General features: G+C 44.6%; 13 protein-coding genes and 2 pseudogenes. 11 read left to right on the top strand and 4 right to left on the bottom strand.

From position 1 onward, the window contains the following. Positions 1–36 precede the first annotated feature (36 nt). Positions 37–3,072 carry an FAD-binding and (Fe-S)-binding domain-containing protein gene (locus tag AB6D93_RS08250; protein ID WP_102332100.1) on the bottom strand — a complete coding sequence of 1,012 codons (3,036 nt, stop codon included), beginning with the start codon at positions 3,070–3,072 and terminating at the stop codon, positions 37–39. 222 nt (positions 3,073–3,294) lie between these two features. Between AB6D93_RS08250 and AB6D93_RS08245 the strand changes: the two genes are divergently transcribed. The 7 genes and pseudogenes from AB6D93_RS08245 (at position 3,295) to AB6D93_RS08215 (ending at position 8,647) form a co-directional block, all read left to right on the top strand. Further along, positions 3,295–3,978, top strand: a complete 684-nt coding sequence (locus AB6D93_RS08245; RefSeq protein ID WP_017059770.1) for a DUF3334 family protein — start codon at positions 3,295–3,297, stop codon at positions 3,976–3,978. Positions 3,979–4,187: 209 nt separating this feature from the next. After that, positions 4,188–4,877 (top strand): DUF2786 domain-containing protein, encoded by a 690-nt coding sequence (locus tag AB6D93_RS08240; RefSeq protein ID WP_017059769.1) that lies wholly within the window; start codon positions 4,188–4,190, stop codon positions 4,875–4,877. Between the two features lie 118 nt (positions 4,878–4,995). Next, a pseudogene (locus tag AB6D93_RS08235) lies at positions 4,996–5,563 on the top strand (tetratricopeptide repeat protein); the annotation flags it as partial. Between the two features lie 110 nt (positions 5,564–5,673). Continuing rightward, positions 5,674–6,111: pseudogene (locus tag AB6D93_RS08230) on the top strand (hypothetical protein); the annotation flags it as partial. Positions 6,112–6,276: 165 nt separating this feature from the next. Further along, complete coding sequence (locus tag AB6D93_RS08225; RefSeq protein WP_017059767.1) at positions 6,277–6,465, top strand: hypothetical protein; 189 nt, start codon at positions 6,277–6,279, stop codon at positions 6,463–6,465. A gap of 343 nt (positions 6,466–6,808) precedes the next feature. Further along, a complete protein-coding gene (locus AB6D93_RS08220; RefSeq protein WP_017055178.1) occupies positions 6,809–7,216 on the top strand; it encodes a SulA-like leucine-rich domain-containing protein in 408 nt (135 codons plus the stop codon). Between the two features lie 327 nt (positions 7,217–7,543). Further along, positions 7,544–8,647: a phosphoribosylaminoimidazolesuccinocarboxamide synthase gene (locus AB6D93_RS08215; RefSeq protein ID WP_017055177.1), complete on the top strand. Its 1,104-nt coding sequence runs from the start codon at positions 7,544–7,546 to the stop codon at positions 8,645–8,647. Between the two features lie 158 nt (positions 8,648–8,805). On the opposite strand, the gene AB6D93_RS08210 is transcribed toward AB6D93_RS08215, so the two are convergent. Together AB6D93_RS08210 and AB6D93_RS08205 are read right to left on the bottom strand one after the other, a co-directional pair. Continuing rightward, positions 8,806–9,183, bottom strand: a complete 378-nt coding sequence (locus AB6D93_RS08210) for a hypothetical protein (RefSeq protein ID WP_017059766.1) — start codon at positions 9,181–9,183, stop codon at positions 8,806–8,808. Positions 9,184–9,386: 203 nt separating this feature from the next. Further along, complete coding sequence (locus AB6D93_RS08205) at positions 9,387–11,765, bottom strand: helicase-related protein (protein WP_102332098.1); 2,379 nt, start codon at positions 11,763–11,765, stop codon at positions 9,387–9,389. Between the two features lie 183 nt (positions 11,766–11,948). On the opposite strand from AB6D93_RS08205, the gene AB6D93_RS08200 reads away from it, so the two are divergent. From AB6D93_RS08200 to AB6D93_RS08190, 3 genes are all read left to right on the top strand, one after another. Then, positions 11,949–13,637, top strand: coding sequence for an NAD-dependent malic enzyme (locus tag AB6D93_RS08200; RefSeq protein WP_017059764.1), 1,689 nt, complete (start codon positions 11,949–11,951; stop codon positions 13,635–13,637). A 172-nt stretch (positions 13,638–13,809) separates the two neighbouring features. After that, positions 13,810–14,610, top strand: coding sequence for a vancomycin high temperature exclusion protein (locus tag AB6D93_RS08195; protein WP_102332097.1), 801 nt, complete (start codon positions 13,810–13,812; stop codon positions 14,608–14,610). A gap of 197 nt (positions 14,611–14,807) precedes the next feature. Then, positions 14,808–16,178, top strand: coding sequence for a DASS family sodium-coupled anion symporter (locus AB6D93_RS08190; RefSeq protein WP_017059762.1), 1,371 nt, complete (start codon positions 14,808–14,810; stop codon positions 16,176–16,178). 254 nt (positions 16,179–16,432) lie between these two features. On the opposite strand, the gene AB6D93_RS08185 is transcribed toward AB6D93_RS08190, so the two are convergent. Further along, positions 16,433–17,728 carry a GGDEF domain-containing protein gene (locus tag AB6D93_RS08185; RefSeq protein ID WP_065585186.1) on the bottom strand — a complete coding sequence of 432 codons (1,296 nt, stop codon included), beginning with the start codon at positions 17,726–17,728 and terminating at the stop codon, positions 16,433–16,435. A 303-nt stretch (positions 17,729–18,031) separates the two neighbouring features. On the opposite strand from AB6D93_RS08185, the gene AB6D93_RS08180 reads away from it, so the two are divergent. Next, positions 18,032–18,856 (top strand): DUF2797 domain-containing protein, encoded by an 825-nt coding sequence (locus AB6D93_RS08180; RefSeq protein WP_102332096.1) that lies wholly within the window; start codon positions 18,032–18,034, stop codon positions 18,854–18,856. Positions 18,857–18,858 lie beyond the last annotated feature (2 nt).

Raw genomic sequence — 18,858 nt, 5'->3', positions numbered from 1 at the left:
TTAGAAAAAAGCCCAGCAATTGCTGGGCTAAATGTATTAGAGAATTTTTGCTAGCGCCTGTAATGGGTGAGCAAGCTTCTCACCTTCAAAACGCTTCACTTGGCTGCGGCAAGAATAGCCCGTCACCAAGCAACGATCTTTTGGTAAGTCCTGCATTTGAGGCTTCCAGCTTAAACCATATATGTCTTTCGACATTTGTAGCTTATCGACTTCGTGGCCGAAAGTTCCCGCCATACCACAACAGCCGACAGGAACGCTGGTTAACGCCGCCCCAAAGTGTTTGAAGATAGTACCCCACTCTTTTTCAGCGTTCGGCATTTTGGTTTTCTCAGTACAGTGAGCAAACAAGTACCACATATCTTCACTTGCTGAGCGTGCTTCGAACTCACCTAGCGATGGCATTAACCATTCATGCACAGTAAGTACATCAAAGTCGCCGCGCTTGTCACCTAAGATCTCGACGTATTCATCGCGGTAACAAAGCACAAGAGCAGGATCAACACCGACCAAAGGAATTCCGATATCCGCCACCATCGACAAGAAATCCGAAGTCGATTTCGCCTCACGTGCAAAACGATTTAAGAAGCCCTTGATGTGCAACGCTTTACCATTCGGTTTGAACGGCAGCAGTACCGGAGTTTTGCCAAGTTTTTGAGCCAGAGTGACGAAGTCTTCAATCACCTCGGCATCATAGAAGCTGGTAAACGGGTCTTGAACGATCAGCACATGCTGTTTCTTCTGTTCAGAAGACAAGCCTTCTAAATACTGTAAATCGAAGAGTTGCAGCTCTTTACTCGCTAGACGATTTTTGAGCGTAGGCACCGACATCAATGGTGCATCAACATAACCGACCGTTTTAGCTGTTGCCGTTTGGATCCACTTTTGACCCAATGCAGCGTTGACTACTTTTGGCGCTTTCGCCATCAGCGGCAGCATGGTTTCAATGTTGGCAACTAGATAATCTTTTGCAGGGCGCTGGTAACGCGAGTAGTAGATGTTCAAGAATCGAGAACGGAAACTTGGTACATCGACTTTGATCGGACATTGACTCGCACACGCTTTACACGCCAAACAACCGTTCATCGCCTCATGAACTTCATGCGAGAAATCGTACTCATGGCGTTTGTTCATCGTATTGCGAACACGCTCAATCATAGTCTTAACGGGTGTGTTGTCTTTCAACGCTTCTTGCTCAAGGTCGAGAATATCAACGCCTTGTTCAGTCAGTTGACGCAACCACTCTCTTACCAAGCCTGCGCGGCCTTTGGGTGAGTGACGTCGGTCAGCCGTAACTTTCATTGAAGGACACATTGGCGAGCTAGTATCGTAGTTGAAACACAAGCCGTTACCGTTACATTCCATTGCTTGCTTGAAGCTGTCACGAACTTGTACGTCGATCTGACGGTCGTAGAAACCACGCTTGGTATCGGTGACTTTCACCAATTCAGCGTCACTTTCTAAAGGCGTACAGATCTTGCCTGGGTTCATCTTGTTGTGCGGGTCGAATGCTGCTTTAATACGTCTTAATTCGGTAAACAGCTCTTCACCAAAGAAGTCTGGGCCATACTCAGAACGGAAACCTTTACCGTGCTCGCCCCACATTAAACCGCCGTATTTCGCCACCAGCTTAACCACTTCATCAGAGACTTCATGCATCAATGCTTCTTGCATCGGGTCACACAGATCCAATGCTGGACGAACGTGCAGTACGCCCGCGTCAACGTGACCAAACATGCCGTAATTCAACTCTTTTGAATCGAGTAACACTCTAAATTCAGAGATGAAATCCGCGAGGTTTTCTGGTGGTACACAAGTATCTTCAGCAAAAGCGACTGGCTTAGCTCGGCCTTTCGCCGCACCTAACAGACCCACTGCTTTCTTACGCATGTTGTAGATTCGGCCAATGCTCGCCAAATCGCTACAAACTTGAAAACCAATCACGCCGGCTTCTTCGCTTTCAAGCATGGTTTCAAGGCGTGCAGTCAGCGCTTGAACTTGCTGTTCAACTTCCGCTTCATCTTGGCCTGCAAACTCAACCATGTTGATGCCAAGCATCTCTTTGTTCGGAACATCAGTCAGCAAATCGCTCACGGTGTGCCAAACGATGTCTTGCTTCGCTAGGTTCAATACTCTTGAATCTACCGTTTCAACAGACAGTGCTTTCGCTTCCACCATGAACGGCGCATTACGCAGCGCAGAATCAAACGTGTTGTATTTCACGTTAACCAGTGTGCGCGCTTTTGGAATCTTGGTTAGGTTTAACTTTGCTTCCGTGATGAATGCTAAAGAACCTTCAGCGCCACATAGAACGCGAGTTAGGTCAAAGCTGTCATCTTGTTCGTTGATTGCATTCTTTAGGTCATAGCCTGTTAAGAAGCGATTCAGCGGAGGGAATTTATCTAAGATTTGAGCGCGTTTGTCTCGACAAACCGCCTCTGTCACCGCAAGTGCATGGTGAGCGAATTCACCCTCTACAGGTAAGCCGTGTGATAAATCAGATTCTAGACATGAACCATCTGCGAACACCGCTTGCAGCGACAATACATGGTCAGACGTTTTGCCGTACTTCAATGACCCTTGGCCCGAAGCATCGGTATTGATCATGCCACCCAAGGTTGCTCGGTTACTGGTAGAAAGGTCTGGAGAGAAAAAGTAACCATAAGGGCGAACAGCGTCGTTCAATTGATCTTTAACGACACCAGACTGAACTCTTACCCAGCCCTCTTTCTCGTTAATCTCAAGAACCTTATTCATGTATCGCGACAGGTCAACCACGACACCTTTTGTTAAAGATTGTCCGTTGGTTCCGGTACCGCCGCCACGAGGGGAAAAAGTCACGCGTTCGTAAGCGGATTTAGAAACCACTTTACCGATAAGCACAACGTCTTGCGTTGTTTTAGGAAGGATGACCGCCTGCGGCAATTGCTGATAGACACTATTATCAGTCGCCACAGCCAAACGGCTAGAATATTGAGATTCAATGTCGCCAGTAAAGCCCGCTGTTTTTAGTTCATCTAAAAAGCGTACGACAACTGGATCGACATCAGCATTGAGTTGAAGTCTTGGTAACATTTGCTTCCTGCCCCTACTTCGCTGATCCTATCAGCATTGGGTTATCTGAGATTTTTAATAATTTTCTTTGAATTTCGTCACTTTACTACTATTCAGATCATATAAAAAGGTGATCAAATCAGAATCTCAGTGCAAGAATGGAGAAATAGTCACTTTCGTCTTAATTCAGTAACAATATACTGAATAACATTTTGTTTAAGGCATCTCCACGAGCACATCACAATGAAAAAAAACAAAACAGTCACAACTGAAGATATCCTTCTTAAACTATGCCAATCAGTCTCAAGCGTACTGACTTCAGCGACGGCTTCTCAGGTGTCCTATTCAGCCATGGTTCAAAAGATCAACAAGACAAGCCTAAAGCCAGATTTTGGTTGCTTCGTTCTGTTTGACGGCGGCTTTTCTGGTCTCGTTGTTATTAATTTTACGTCCAAAGCAGCGCTAGAGATCTACACCAATTACATGCGCAATATGGGCATGCCTGAAAACGAGCTTGCTGTGCTTCATACTTCAGACGAAGTGGGTGATGTATTGGGTGAGTTGATGAACCAATTAGTTGGCGATTTCACCAATAAAATCCGCAAAGAGCTGCAAACCAACATCACACAAAACCAACCGAAAATGCTGGCTCTGAACAAGCAAGTTAACCTTTCTGTTGATACCAATCTCGACCGTCCACAAGCTCGTCGTGTGACCTTCTCTACCGCTAATAACAACATCTTCTACCTTGAGCTTGCGATGGATAAGACTGAGTTCATTCAATTAGAAGAATTTGAAATCGCAGAAGACGAATGTCCAGATAGCATTCTTGAGGCGACTCAGAAAAAAATGCAAGAAGCGAACAAGCCAGCTCAAAGCTCTGGCAATGATTCTGCGGCAGATCTACTCGATGAACTGGGTATCTAGTTTACGAATGCTCTAGACATATTGAAAAAACGTGTCACTAACGCCATCAATACGCTTGATGGCGTTTTTGTTTTTACCGCCAACTGGGCTCATGCAGTTCAATGTTCACCGCCTTCCTTGTTCATCAAACCAGTTTTGCCTTTCTGTTACCCGCGAAAACATGTAAAATGTTGGACTTTTAAAAATTTGCGGTACTGATTAAATTGTCGATGGATAAGAAAAAAGCCCTAAAGAAAATTGCCAAGTGTCTTGAGCTTGGAAATTCTGCGAACGTCAATGAAGCTGCCAATGCGATAAAAATGGCGCATAACTTGATGCTGAAATATGGTCTCGAAAAAGACGATATTGAATTTATCAAGATGGGGAAAACTCAGTCCAGTCACCTGTTACCTGCAAATATCAGTTCTACACTGCTGCGTGTTATTCGCGGTATCAACACCAAATTTGGCGTAGAAGCCGTATTGCTGAATCATAAAGGCCTCAAGCGTGTTGAGTTCATTGGTGAAGCCGACCGCGCGATCTTCGCAGCGTTCGCTTTCGATATCATTTATCGTGAACTGAATGAACACACCGGCCAATTCAGAAATAGCTTTGCTGGCTCTGGCACAGGGTCCTTAGAAGTGACACGCCGCGTGAACTCGTTTGTTTCAGGCTGGGTTGAAGGTGCGCTTGAAAAGCTACCAACTATTACCCCAGACGACGAATCAAACAACAAGATCAATAATTACATTGATAAAGAATTCAAAAATATCGACCGTGAAACGTTCAAACAGCAACTGAGAGAAGCGATGAAAAACCTCACCGCCGATTATGAAGTTGGTTTGAAGAAAGGTCGTAAATTGTCTGTTAATCGACCAGTTGGCGGTACCCAGGCAGCTAAAAAGATAACTAAATCATAGAGCCGATGCACATTGGCTTAGGGTATTGATAGTGATTACTTTAGTCGTATCACTCGCCGAAGAAGATACGACTTAATTGACAACCACATATCGTATTAGACTTAACTATGAGGTCCCATTGTTTATCGTGTCCAATTTTCCCCCCTCATCATTTCTTAGAGCTCTATTTCTAGCCCTCATCTTTTCCACGATACCGTTGTCCACCACACATTTCGTGCACGCAGCAAGCAGTGATGAATTTTCACTAGAATCACAACCTCAAGATCCAGTTTCTCAATACCAATTGGCTCAAGCTTATGAATCGGGTGTCGACGTTCCTGTTAGCACCAGTGATGCATTGTATTGGTACACGCAGTCAGCAGAAAACGGCAACCCAAACGCGCAATTTAGACTGGGTGAATGGTACTTGGCAGGTACAGGTGTTGAACAAAGTAACAAGCTTGCTTTGGAATGGTTTATTAAAGCGGCGTTGCAAGGTAACCAGCGCGCACCTATCGAGGTAGCAAAACTCTACGAATCCTCGCTAGCACAAGACCTCCTTCAACCATTAGATAAAGCGCAGCTATGGTATGAAGCAGCCTTAAAAGATAATCCACAAGCAGAAGAGGGCTACAACCGCATTTTGGAAGCACAATTCAACCAGCAACGTGCAAAACAGATCTCTTCAATAGAACAGCTCGATGACAGCATCGACTCTGAAATAGACACCAGTCAGGGGGTATCTAAGCACGTTCAATCTAACCAAGCATCACGCTCTAACCTCTCCAGTTCTAACCTCTCCAGTTCTAACCTCTCCAGTTCTAACCTAACTAGCTCTGACTATATGATTGGTGCTGCGTTGGCCGTGTTGATTTCAATCATCAGCATTATTGCGACGCTCGTTATCTCAAGAAAAAGACAAGCTCTAAAGTCGGGTGATTCGCGACAGCAACAACAATCACTTGAAGCGCAGCTTAGCTCGAAGGACCTTACGATTAAGCAGCAAAAACGCCAGCTGAACACTATGTTCCACGAATTGAAGAAGCAGAAAAACAGCAAAGGTCTGAGTAATTTGCAGGTGGCCTGCGCGCTATTTGGCTACACACCTAGCTCAATCCCCGACCAGAAAAGCATCAAGATCCGATACAAACAGCTATCAAAGATCTACCATCCAGATGGTCACGGATGTGACGAAGAAATGAAACGTTTGAACAATGCGCTAAAAACCATTTTACAAAATGTTACAAAATCGTAAACAAACACACATCTTCATTTTCCTAGATCTCAAAGATATCGATTTTATTGGTGTTGCAATCGATCCCCCTCTCAAAAATGGGTAACAAACTATTAACTAATGGGTCTTACTTGTGTCATAATTTGCGCCGAAAATACACCTGACTTAAACAGGTGAGGAGAGAATATGTTCACAATAGAAGGCGTTTGTGATTGGTGCAAAAAGCCAAGCCTAGTTAAAAAGCACGACTACCTAGATGGTAAGTGTCATCATGCATGTAACGAGTGCAATGATATTGCAACCATTGATGTTCGCCAGTTCAATATTGGTGAAATGGAAATGAGAGCAAAACTCTCCCAAGCGACATTGAGATAAGCAACACCGTGAAATATAAGAAAGCGCCTAAGGCGCTTTTTTTGTGCCTGTGGTTTTAGATCTTCTTTCTTCTTTCTTCTTTGTTCTCTCTTCTATACAGGTATATACAGTACTTTTCTGCAAAAACCAGTGTATACACCTGTATAAAGCTCACATTTATTCAACTTATGATACAAAACAGCAGATTCATTCAAATTTAATTTATCGAATACTTTCAATGGTTTAATCATTTACCATCCATAACCTCAGACGAAATCGTCCAATAATCCCGCAAAAAACGCTTGACCTTATAAGTAACTAAAACTACTGTATACACATACAGCATGTATATAAGGACAGCAAAATGATTCAAGCACACGTTAAAGCACAACACTCTAGCCCGCTAGTTCACTGCGCATTTACATCAGTTTCTCGTAAAAGCAAAAATTCAAACGAGGAAGCGTTGTTTGCAAGAATGGCGTTGCTGTCCAATCAACATCAGTGGTTACTGTTTACGGCTCAAACACCAAGACCATCGGCTAAGCAGCTTAAGCAACATAATGTTTGCTGCGACCGCGTTATTCATATGAAAGCCTCTCATCAAATGACTGAGGTAGAGACTGTCGAGAAAGCAATCCGCTCTAAGAATGCGAGCGCGATTGTTGCAAGTGCATCGATTGATCAGTTCAGCCAACAGTACCTAAGAACATTAGGGTTACGCTTTCAATGTGAAGTCTTCTTTATGGATGCAAATTCAGAGCGTATTCACTAAGCCACCTTGCTTAATAACATGTTGGCTTAATAACATTTTGGCTCAAAAACATGGTCCACAAACATAGCTTAATCTTTTAGCTAACAAACTTAATTTAACTTAAGAAACAATTCGCCAAAACACAGTCCAAACATACTGCCTTCCCCTGCCCTACAATTCGCCCATTTTTTAGCGGATTGTTAGGCGGGGGTTTTTATTTAAACAACAGATTTAGCAAACGTTTGCTTTTTCTCTGGAAGCAAATAGTAGATTGGGTATAATGCCCGTCTAATCATGTGCACACCGCACTTCTCTGTATGACGTTTGATAAAAGATAGGAATGTCTAAATGAGCCTTGCTGATCAAGTTCTTGCCGTAAATGATGACCTACCAATCCGTACTGATAAACCTGTCCACAGTGGCAAGGTTCGTTCGGTCTACTGGTTAACTGAAGAAGATAGCCAACGACTAATTAAAGAGAAAGGCTACGATGTAGCACCAGATGCGCCTTTAGCAATCATGGTGATCAGTGACCGTATCTCTGCATTTGATTGTATCTGGCGTGGTGAAGGGAATCTTAAAGGTGTTCCAGGTAAGGGAGCGGCTCTGAATGCTATCTCTAACCACTGGTTTAAATTGTTTAAAGACAACGGACTTGCTGACAGTCATATTCTTGATATCCCTCACCCGTTCGTATGGATTGTACAAAAAGCTCGCCCAGTCATGATCGAAGCGATTTGTCGTCAATACATCACTGGTTCAATGTGGCGTGCATACGCAAACGGCGAACGTGAATTCTGTGGTATCGAGATGCCTGAAGGCCTTGAGAAAGACAAGAAGTTGCCTGAGCTACTGATCACGCCTTCAACAAAAGGGATTCTGAAAGGTATTCCTGGCGTTCCAGAAGCTGACGATGTGAACATCACACGCAACAACATCGAAGATAACTTCGCAGCATTCAACTTTACTCAAGCAAGCGACATCGCGCATTACGAAAAACTTCTTAAAGAAGGCTTCAACGTAATCAGCCAAGCGCTAGCAAAAGTAGACCAAACCTTTGTTGATACCAAATTTGAGTTTGGCTACGTCAACGATGCTCAAGGCAAAGAAAAGCTTATCTACATGGACGAAGTCGGTACTCCAGATTCATCTCGCATTTGGGATACTCAGGAATATAACAACGGCAACATCGTTGAGAATTCAAAAGAAGGCTTCCGTCAGTTCTTGCTTAACTACTTCCCTGATGCCGACATTCTTTTGAATAAAGAGCGTATGCCAGAACGTGAAGCATTGGCTCGTGACAATGAACTTCCACTGGATTCTCTAATGTCTCTGTCTCGCACTTACCTTGATATCGCAGCGAAAATCACAGGTGCGGAGATCGTACTGAGCGAAAATCCTAAGCAAGAGATCATCGATGTACTGCGCGCTGACTATGGTCTAATCGACTAGTCGCTTAATTGCTAATTGCTTAATCTCAAAATAAAAAGCTCGAAAGCTAATAAGCTCGTAGACTCAAGTTTTAGATACTAAAAGGGCCTCAATATTTGAGGCCCTTTTTACGTGTACGTTTTTACTATTCCTCGAGAGAGATTATAGGCGAGCTGAAGTTACAGCTTAATCGTGAACTCTTCTCCAGAATTACCCGCAATCACTAAATGACTGCGCGATTCAATATACTCGATCTGCTCTTCTTCAAGTGAATATGGCATCACCACTTTGAGCTCATTGATCCCTTCCAGCTTAGCGAGCTTGAGTAAGGTAACAATGTTCGACTCATCACTTTTACGCGTCGACATTGATTTCAATGCCATCTGCCATAAACGATCCTCTGGGGTGCCCAGCTCTTTAATGCTATCTCGCCAGACGGTACTGAACACTGGCGCAATTGTGGTGAGTGCTTCCAGAAAAGTCCATTTTTTACTGCATGAGGCGCCAAGAAATGTTGTGTAATCGAACTCTACACGCGTCTCTTCCTGTTTATCCATGATGTCCCCCGACACTTTGGCAACACAATATACTCAATATCTATCAACTCTTTCTTTATAGCAATAGGATATAGAAGAATAGTCTTTTATGACCTTTTGATTGGTTAAAAAGGAATATAAAAATCAAACTTGTAACAAAATAAGCACTGAAAAATCATATATGCATCTATTTGATTAATATTTTAGAGATAAAACTTATCCATCTATTTGATATCAATTATTCGACTCGCTTTTTTGAACTGAATACGCCAACCAGACCATGTCGGTAGCTCCCAACGTTTTGGCGATAACTTTCGGCTACCCGACTGATAATGGACGTAAATCAGCTTTCTTGCGGGCAAGTATTCAACATCGAGTTGCAAGTCGGCAAGGCTCAATGCAAACGGGTATTTTTCCGAAAATTCTGAGTAGAGCCAAGTTGGAATGCCATCGAACGGTATGTCTGCATGATCGAACATTTCCAATTCGCTGACATCAGTAACACCTAGTACTTCAAGCTGCTCTATAAACCATAACTCAAAGTTAATGTTCTCAATTTCTGGTGTGTATTTAGTTTGTTCATCGAGACCAAGTTTCACATACAACTGCCAGTGTTTGATTTCTTGAGTGCGAGCCTTTGCAAAACCGGGAAGCTGCTCTCCATTTAACACAAGGTCGACGATAGGTTTTAACGATAGTTGCCCTTCAGCGGCGACGAGTTTGGTTGTAATCGTGCGGCCTGCGTACACCAATGCCATCTCGGTAAAAACACCATCATCATTCACAACGGTTTCGCCTTGCTCCCACTCTCCTAGTTCAGCATCAATGAGAAGCTCAAGAGGAATGGGTGTCGTGACCGTCGCTAAGGTCAGTGTTTGCTTAACGCCTCTTCCCGGCAAGCTGTGAGTATCCAACACCAACATCGCTTGTGCATTATCAGGGAAACGGTTCTGACGACCGAGCACCACTTCTAAAACACCATTGGCAAAGGCTTCTTTCCTTTTCAGTCGGCGCACAAACACCAGTTCAGGATGCAGATTCACAATGGTCTTGAGCAATTCAATGCGTTGGAAACGTGACGCGACTTCTAGCTGAGGAAGTTCAAATACCTCCCGCATTTGCTTCGCCAATCCTTGAGCTTCATTCAGAGCCTGTTGGTCGATGTCTAAATGCGGATATTCTCGACCGCGCACAATCTGAATCAACAGGCTTAAATCACACCCTTCCTTCTCTTGTTGCGCGAGCGCTTCAAGATGTTCTGCATTGTTTGGTAACTGATACAAGCGAGCAGGAACGGACAGCGCCGCAGTGAGATCAACCATCGCCTCTTTTAATGCTTTGGTTTTGATTCGAGTAACGATATCGGCATACAAAGCATCAATCGGCAACGGATACAGCTTTTTACCATGCTCGGTAACTTGATGGTCGGCGTTAATCGCTTCCATCGTCAGCAAGGTTTGAGTTGCACTGTTGAGTGATTTCTCTGGAATAGGGTCAAGGAAGGACAAGCTCTCAAGCGGAGATCCACAACATGCTGCGGCCAACATAGGTTCAGTCAGCTCTTCACGCTGCAATTCAGGCGGTGTGACTAACTCTAACGCCGCATGTTCACCATATAGACGCACGCAAACGCCATCCATTACCCTACCCGCGCGGCCAGCTCGCTGTTTGGCACTCGCTCGTGATATGGATTTAAGCATCAGTGTGGCTCTGCCATTACGCTGAACGGTGCGTCTCTCTAATCCTGAATCTATCACCACGCCAATGTCAGGAATGGTTAATGAGGTTTCTGCAACGTTGGTCGCAAGGATGACCTTTCTCAAACCATTACCTTCAGTATGGATATTCCGACCCGATAACGCTGAATCTCGCTCTGTATCACTGACCGACGCATGCAATTTAACAACTTGGATATCTGGATTTTTCGCTAAGGCTTGTTCGCATTGCACGATCTCTTTTTTACCCGGTAGAAAAACCAACATATAGCCAGAAGAAGCGATCAACTGATGATTAACTTCTTCCACGATACGCTGCTCTAGATGTCGGATATCAGGCAGTGTTCTGGATTCATTCGCTCTGTGCTCAATCTCAACTTGATAGGTTCGCCCTTCACAGCTTATGCGATTCGCATCCAAATAATGAGCAAGGCGTTCACCCTCAATGGTTGCTGAAGTGATCACCAAACGATGGCTCGCTTTTTGTTTCAGAATCGCCACCAGCAGATCAATGTCCCAGCGCCTCTCGTGAAACTCATCCACCACGATCACATCAAAACTAGCTAATCCATCTTCTGATAACCAACGCAGCGCGATACCGGGCGTCACAAAAACAACGTTAGTTTGCTCGTTGTATTCCGACTCAAGCTTAATCGCATAGCCCACTTTGCTACCCAACTTCTCGCCTGATCGCTGCGCGAGATATTTAGCCAGTGATGTACACGCGATGCGTCTTGGCTCCACCACTAACACTCGTCCATGCTGAGAAGCCCAAAGTGGCAGGCGCGTTGATTTACCTGATCCGGTTTCCGCCTCTACGACAAGGTGAGAATTAGCGATTTGTTCGTGGAATACGTTTTGATAAGCATCGATGGGAAGTAATGACATAAAATGGCGAGTAGCGAAAAAGTGTGAGCAAAGTATAACGAATTATCGTGTTGAAATTCGATAAGTGTGGGACAGAGGTAAGAATATCATTTTGTTTGCTCAGATCGCGGAGAAACTATTTACAATTGAATAACTAAACCGTTATCATTTTTTAGTTACCCTTTCTCCCATATTAGGCATCCAATGAACAACGATAAACGCCCTCTATATATCCCTTATGCTGGTCCTGCTCTACTAAGTACACCTCTTCTAAACAAAGGCAGCGCATTCTCTGCTGAAGAGCGCAGTTCTTTCAACCTTGAAGGTTTGTTACCGGAAACAACCGAAACAATCCAAGAGCAAGTAGGACGTGCATACAAACAATATTGTAACTTCGAAAGTGATATGGATAAGCATATCTACCTTCGTAACATCCAAGACACTAATGAAACGCTTTTTTATCGTTTAGTTCAAAACCACATCTCTGAAATGATGCCTATCATTTATACGCCAACAGTTGGCGCAGCATGTGAGAACTTCTCAAATATTTACCGTCGTGGCCGTGGTCTGTTTATCTCATACCCGAACCGCGATCGTATCGATGACCTACTGAATAATGCGACAAACCACAACGTTAAAGTTATCGTGGTTACGGATGGTGAGCGTATTCTTGGTTTGGGAGACCAAGGCATCGGTGGTATGGGTATTCCAATTGGTAAGCTAGCACTTTATACAGCTTGTGGCGGTATCAGCCCAGCTTACATGCTACCAATCGTGCTCGATGTGGGTACTAACAACCCTCAACGTCTTGCTGACCCAATGTACATGGGCTGGCGTCATCCTCGTATTACGGGTGCTGACTACGATGCATTCGTTGAAGAGTTCATCCAAGCGGTTCAACGCCGTTGGCCTGATGCATTAGTTCAGTTCGAAGATTTCGCACAAAAGAACGCAATGCCACTGCTTGAGCGCTACAAAGATCGCATCTGTTGTTTCAACGATGATATCCAAGGCACAGCAGCCGTAACGGTTGGTTCTCTACTTGCAGCATGTAAAGCAGCAAACAGCAAACTTTCAGATCAACGCATCACCTTCTTAGGTGCGGGTTCTGCAGGTTGTGGTATTGCTGAAGCTATCATTGCCCAAATGGTGTCTGAAGGTATCAGCGATGCACAAGCTCGCTCTCAAGTTTACATGGTTGACCGTTGGGGTCTGCTACAAGAAGGCATGCAAAACCTGCTTGATTTCCAACAGCGTCTGGTTCAAACCAACGAAAACACCAAAGACTGGGAAAGCGATGGCACTGGTTTCTCTCTACTAGACGTAGTTCGCCACGCGAAACCAACCGTATTGGTTGGTGTGTCTGGTGCTCCAGGTCTATTCAGCAAAGAAGTCATCAAAGAGATGAACCTACACAGTGAACGCCCTATCGTGTTCCCACTGTCGAACCCAACAAGCCGTGTTGAAGCGACGCCAAACGACATTATTCGTTGGACTGATGGCCAAGCACTTGTTGCGACAGGTAGCCCATTTGAGCCAGTCGTTCACAACGGCACAACTTACCCAATCGCTCAGTGTAACAACAGCTACATCTTCCCAGGTATTGGCCTTGGTGTATTGGCTGTGAATGCTTCACGCATCACTGACGAAATGCTAATGGAATCAAGCCGTGCACTTGCTACGTGTTCTCCACTAGCAATCAATGGCACAGGTGCTCTACTTCCACCATTGGAAGAGATCCACACGGTATCTAAGAAAATTGCTCTTGCGGTAGGTAAAAAGGCGATTGAACAGGGCGTTGCTCTAGAGATCACTGAAGAAGCACTGCAACAAGCGATTGACCAGCACTTCTGGCAGCCAGTTTACCGTCGCTACAAGCGCACGGCATTCTAATAAAGCGTACTGCGCTTGGAATAAAGAGCGTTAACGACTCTTATATGAGCCTCTGCAATTGCAGGGGCTTTTTTCTTTAAACTGTCTTGTCTTTTTAACTGATTTTTCTCATTTTTATTTGGTATTATCGAGCACTCAAAAATTAATGCTCAGTGAAAGGACCATACCGAGAGTGAAATTTGATTCTCACATTATCCGTAGCTACATAAAAAAAGCTTACAAAAAACTGCAAGGTTTTCTGTTTGGCGCTTTCCTCGTGTTCTTAGTAGGCAGCGCTGCGGTTATTGCGATCGATTATTGGGTTTCATGGCAAGCGGAAGATCGCATCATCTACGATATAGATGAAGTGCCCGAGCTTGAGGTCGCCGTTGTGCTTGGCACGAGCAAATATTTGGGTCGAACACTCAACGACTATTATAAGCACCGAATCGAAGCCGCGATTGAGCTGTTCGATCGTGAAAAAGTGGACCTATTTCTACTGAGCGGCGATAACGCTCATCGCTCTTACAATGAGCCGTGGACGATGAAACGCGACTTGTTAAAAGCGGGCGTCCCCGAGGAACGCATCAATCTAGATTACGCGGGTTTCAGAACCTTAGACTCGATTGTTCGCGCCAAAAAGATATTCGATACCGATAACTTTCTGATCATCACTCAAAAATTCCACTGTGAAAGAGCGTTATTCATCGCCAATTCTTACGATATTCACGCGCAGTGTTTAGCGGTTTCAGGACCAACCCATCACTCGGGAAGCTCAATACGTTTGCGTGAAGTGTTTGCGCGCACCAAAGCATTCCTTGATCTGTATATTATGGGGACAACGCCAAAGTTCCTTGGACCTAAAGAGCCGATTCAACCGAGTCCAAAACCGGAATCATTTCCGATCCCAAACCCTATCACCGACCCCACTGTAACCCCTGTTGTAGACCCTACAAAAAGCCCGATTGCAGACCCAGCAGAGACCGATGTGTAGAAAACTACACATTTTGAATTTGTTGCCTCACACTTCCCCATTGTTAAGCAAAAACACACCAACACTCCTTTATTAACTTGAGTAACATTCTTCCAACAAAGTCTGACCCTACATCAAGCTATATACCTCGAAAATAATAAGCACGACTCAATGAAGTCGTGCACCAATACAACGAGGATAAACAAAAGGAGCGTCTTATGACGGCACTTGTTACTACACTGAAACACTGGTTGTTTACCCGCAACAGCATGATATTAATTGGTAATTTCACGCTATTCGCACTCTTGCTCAACACCCTTCCTTTCGAATCACAAGTCAATACTGGTTTGAGTATTCTCGTGTTCGTTGCGGTTCTATGGTTAACCGAAGCTATTCATGTCAGCATCACCGCTCTGCTCGTTCCACTCTTGGCTGTCTTGTTTGGTGTGTTCAATACGCCCGCTGCATTAGCGAACTTCTCGAACCCAATCATCTTCCTATTCATGGGTGGTTTTGCCCTTGCTGCTGCGCTCAACAAGCAAGAGCTCGATAAGGCGATTGCCGACAAAGTTCTGCTGATTGCAAAAGGCAGAATGTCGGTGGCGGTGTTCATGTTGTTCGGTGTGAGTGCGGGTCTATCTATGTGGATCTCAAACACAGCCACCACAGCAATGATGCTTCCTCTTGTTCTTGGCATCATGAACAAGGTTGACCAAAGTGAAGACCGCAACACCTACGTGTTCGTACTACTGGGTATCGCTTACTGTGCATCGATTGGTGGTATCGCAACCTTGGTTGGTAGCCCACCAAACGCAATTGCGGCGGCAGAAGTTGGCTTGAGCTTCACAGAGTGGATGGCACTTGGCCTACCAATCTCAATGATCTTACTGCCAATCGCGATGATTATTCTTTACGTGATGACTAAGCCGAAGCTTGACCACAAATTCGAGCTAGACCATGCCCCAGTTGAATGGACAAACAGCAAGAAAATCACACTGTCTATCTTCCTTCTAACCGTAACGCTTTGGATATTCGGTAAACCAATCAACGCAATGATTGGCGGATTCTCTAAATTTGATAGCTTGGTAGCGATTGGCGCAATTGTACTGCTTGGCGCTTCTAGAGCGGTGGAATGGAAAGACGTTGAGAAGACAACGGACTGGGGTGTTCTTATCCTATTCGGTGGTGGTATCTGCTTAAGTAACATTCTAAAAGCGACAGGAACCAGCGTATTCTTAGCACACTCACTAAGCGGATTTTTAGAAACAGCTGGCGTACTGCTTACGATTCTAGCCGTGGTAGCGTTCGTGGTATTCCTAACGGAATTTGCGAGTAACACAGCGAGTGCAGCACTTCTGGTGCCAGTATTCGCAACCATCGCTGAAGCACTTGGTATGTCGCCAGTTATTTTGTCTGCACTGATCGCTGTTGCTGCGTCTTGTGCCTTCATGCTTCCTGTTGCAACACCACCAAACGCAATCGTGTTTGGCTCGGGTCACATCAAGCAGAAAGAGATGATGCGAATCGGTATGGTGTTGAACCTAGTTTGTATCCTAGTTCTGACTCTGTTCGCTTGGATCTTCTGGTAAACACTAACGTTCTATAAGCGCATGCTTACAGGAATGCTCCCCTAAACTGGTTGAACTTCCCCCGGTTCAACCAAGACAAAAATGCCCGTTCAGCGTAAGCAAGCACTGAACGGGCATATAAAAACAAGAAACGCTTTCCCTTTTGGTGGCCCCGCGCCACCTTTTTTGTTTTGGCTTTTGGGAGAAGAACCATAAAAACGCCACACGTCACATATGCACGTGTGGCTTATAAACTCATCAAAACAATTTTCAGATTAGTGACTCAAGATCACCTGGTTTCGACCTGAATGCTTTGCTTGATATAAAGCTTCATCAGCGCGAGCAATGGTCTCTGTCACTCGCTCTTGCTTCATCTCGGCAACACCGATACTGCATGTCAGCGGATCGCCATGAACCCAAAGGTGCTGGCTAACCAATAATCGAATGCGTTCAGCTTTTATCTGCGCCTCTCCGGCTTCGGTCTCAGGGCAAAAAACAATGAACTCTTCACCACCCCATCTCACCAACTTGTCGGTAGCGCTGATCGAACTGCCCACCACCATGCTGAACTCGCGTAAAATATGGTCACCCATTTGATGTCCGTACTTGTCATTTACACTCTTGAAGTAGTCGATATCGAGATACAACATACCCAGCTTGCCATGTCCTTGCTTCACATGTTGTGACTGCATTTTCAACCAATCACGAATCGCGTGGCGGTTTAGTATTCCGGTTAACTCATCACGATGGGCCATCTCTGAAAATTCAAAATTCTGTTCTCTCAGTGCGCGATTGACGTTCTTTAAGTGGTGATGTCTTTTCTCTGCGATCACCATGCGTTTTCTTGAACGGTTTAACTCTGACAGCAAGAATACGGTGCCCGTCCCCACCCACACAAACAGTAGGATCATGAACAAGCTTTCTGCGGTGATATACGAACCTTCGAACTCAATACTGCGGATGACGATTCTGTGGTGACCGAGTTTCGCTCCAGACGCAGTAGCAAACTCAACCATATTCACATTCGAAAATTCAGGGGCCGAATGCTCTAACGCAATGTCGTTGTCAGCCAGCCACCATGTCATCACTTGCAGATTTTTGATCGGGATTTCAATCACACCACCATCGATTCCTGGAGAAAACTCCATCCCATTGTACTTGTGCGTGTACTCGTCATCAGGAACTGAATAGGCAGGGTTGTAGTTACGTAGATAGGTTCTCAAACGGCCACTAGAGTCAGCCTCCGCATGGTAATCAATGTTCACTCTAAAGGTGTGGTACTGAGAAAGGTCAAGGCCCGAGGTGATGTCAGGGTTGATACGAATCGACAGCCCACAGTAAGGCCACGGATACTCAGATTCTTTAAGTTCACAATCGAGAGTGTACTGTCCATTTTCATAGGATAACTGGGACGTACTGACTCCCCTATCAACTTGATCACTGGTCGCGATAAATTCATATTTATCAGGGGTAATTGCCGTTATCACACGATTTCCGCTCACACGGTAATACTGCACAATGGCAAGCGTTGCGATAACTAGAAAGATAACAATCTTATGGATCCACTTCACGTCTAAGCTTCCTGCTTAATATCCCTATAGTTGGGATTTCACGATAAAAAACAAGTTAGATAAATTAGTGATCTTAATACCAATAAATCACTAAAAAACGTTATATCACGCCCGAACAAAATGTCATACTATATTTTAATGCATGTATTTGCTGTTGATTATTCACGGCGAGAATCAAGTAATATTGCGTATAAAAACAGGCTCTATTTGTTATACTCATCGCATAATCATCGTTAACCGTACTGCCTGCTCACAGCGCAATCGAGTCGACGAAATAATAATCAAAATACAACGAGTAATGTCATGTCTTTATTAGCAAAAGGAACACTCAAAAAGATGAGTGCTTCCCTTGATGGCGCGGTTACCTACCGTTTGCCTGTAGGCGAAGAGTTTGTAGAGCTAAACCCTCTGATTGGTAAAACCATCAACCTCACTCACACCGGCAATATTTTTTGCTGCTCATGTGGTAAGAAAACTAAGAAGAGCTACTCTCAAGGCCACTGTTTTGTGTGCATGAAAAAGCTAGCAAGCTGCGACATGTGCATCATGAAGCCAGAGACTTGTCACTACGATGAAGGCACGTGTCGCGAGCCTCAATGGGGTGAAGAGAACTGCATGGTTGATCACTTCGTTTACCTATCGAACACATCAAGCCTAAAAGTAGGTATCACTCGTCACACTCAAATCCCTACCCGTTGGATTGACCAAGGCGCGACTCAAGGTTTGCCTATCTTGAAGGTAAAAACACGTCAGATTTCTGGCCTGATCGAAGTTGAGTTAGCAAAGCACATTGCTGACAAAACCAACTGGCGCACGCTGCTTAAAGGCGACGGCGACGATATGGAATTGGTAGAAAAAGCCAAAGAACTGTTGCCGTTGGTTGAGGATAAAATCCAAGAGATCAGAGCGAAGTTTGGTGATGATGCTATCGAGATTCTGAGCGAAAACATCACTTCATTGAGCTACCCAGTTGAACAGCACCCAGTGAATATTGTGTCGCACAACTTTGACAAGAACCCTGAAGTATCTGGTGTGCTGCAAGGTATTAAAGGCCAATACCTAATCTTAGATACGGGCGTGATTAACATCCGTAAATTTGGCTCTTACGAAGTGGAAGTGTCTGCATAACT

Source organism: Vibrio sp. 10N.247.310.23 (assembly GCF_041467155.1).
Lineage (GTDB): Bacteria > Pseudomonadota > Gammaproteobacteria > Enterobacterales > Vibrionaceae > Vibrio > Vibrio crassostreae_C.
The sequence above is the reverse complement of the archived record's forward strand: the minus strand, read 5'-3'. Positions and strand labels throughout refer to the sequence as shown.

Excerpts from the sequence above, each read along its gene's own strand:
- AB6D93_RS08250 (WP_102332100.1), bottom strand. The coding sequence starts at position 3,072 with ATGTTACCAAGACTTCAACTCAATGCTGATGTCGATCCAGTTGTCGTA.
- AB6D93_RS08245 (WP_017059770.1), top strand. The coding sequence starts at position 3,295 with ATGAAAAAAAACAAAACAGTCACAACTGAAGATATCCTTCTTAAACTA.
- AB6D93_RS08240 (WP_017059769.1), top strand. The coding sequence starts at position 4,188 with ATGGATAAGAAAAAAGCCCTAAAGAAAATTGCCAAGTGTCTTGAGCTT.
- AB6D93_RS08225 (WP_017059767.1), top strand. The coding sequence starts at position 6,277 with ATGTTCACAATAGAAGGCGTTTGTGATTGGTGCAAAAAGCCAAGCCTA.
- AB6D93_RS08220 (WP_017055178.1), top strand. The coding sequence starts at position 6,809 with ATGATTCAAGCACACGTTAAAGCACAACACTCTAGCCCGCTAGTTCAC.
- AB6D93_RS08215 (WP_017055177.1), top strand. The coding sequence starts at position 7,544 with ATGAGCCTTGCTGATCAAGTTCTTGCCGTAAATGATGACCTACCAATC.
- AB6D93_RS08210 (WP_017059766.1), bottom strand. The coding sequence starts at position 9,183 with ATGGATAAACAGGAAGAGACGCGTGTAGAGTTCGATTACACAACATTT.
- AB6D93_RS08205 (WP_102332098.1), bottom strand. The coding sequence starts at position 11,765 with ATGTCATTACTTCCCATCGATGCTTATCAAAACGTATTCCACGAACAA.
- AB6D93_RS08200 (WP_017059764.1), top strand. The coding sequence starts at position 11,949 with ATGAACAACGATAAACGCCCTCTATATATCCCTTATGCTGGTCCTGCT.
- AB6D93_RS08190 (WP_017059762.1), top strand. The coding sequence starts at position 14,808 with ATGACGGCACTTGTTACTACACTGAAACACTGGTTGTTTACCCGCAAC.
- AB6D93_RS08180 (WP_102332096.1), top strand. The coding sequence starts at position 18,032 with ATGTCTTTATTAGCAAAAGGAACACTCAAAAAGATGAGTGCTTCCCTT.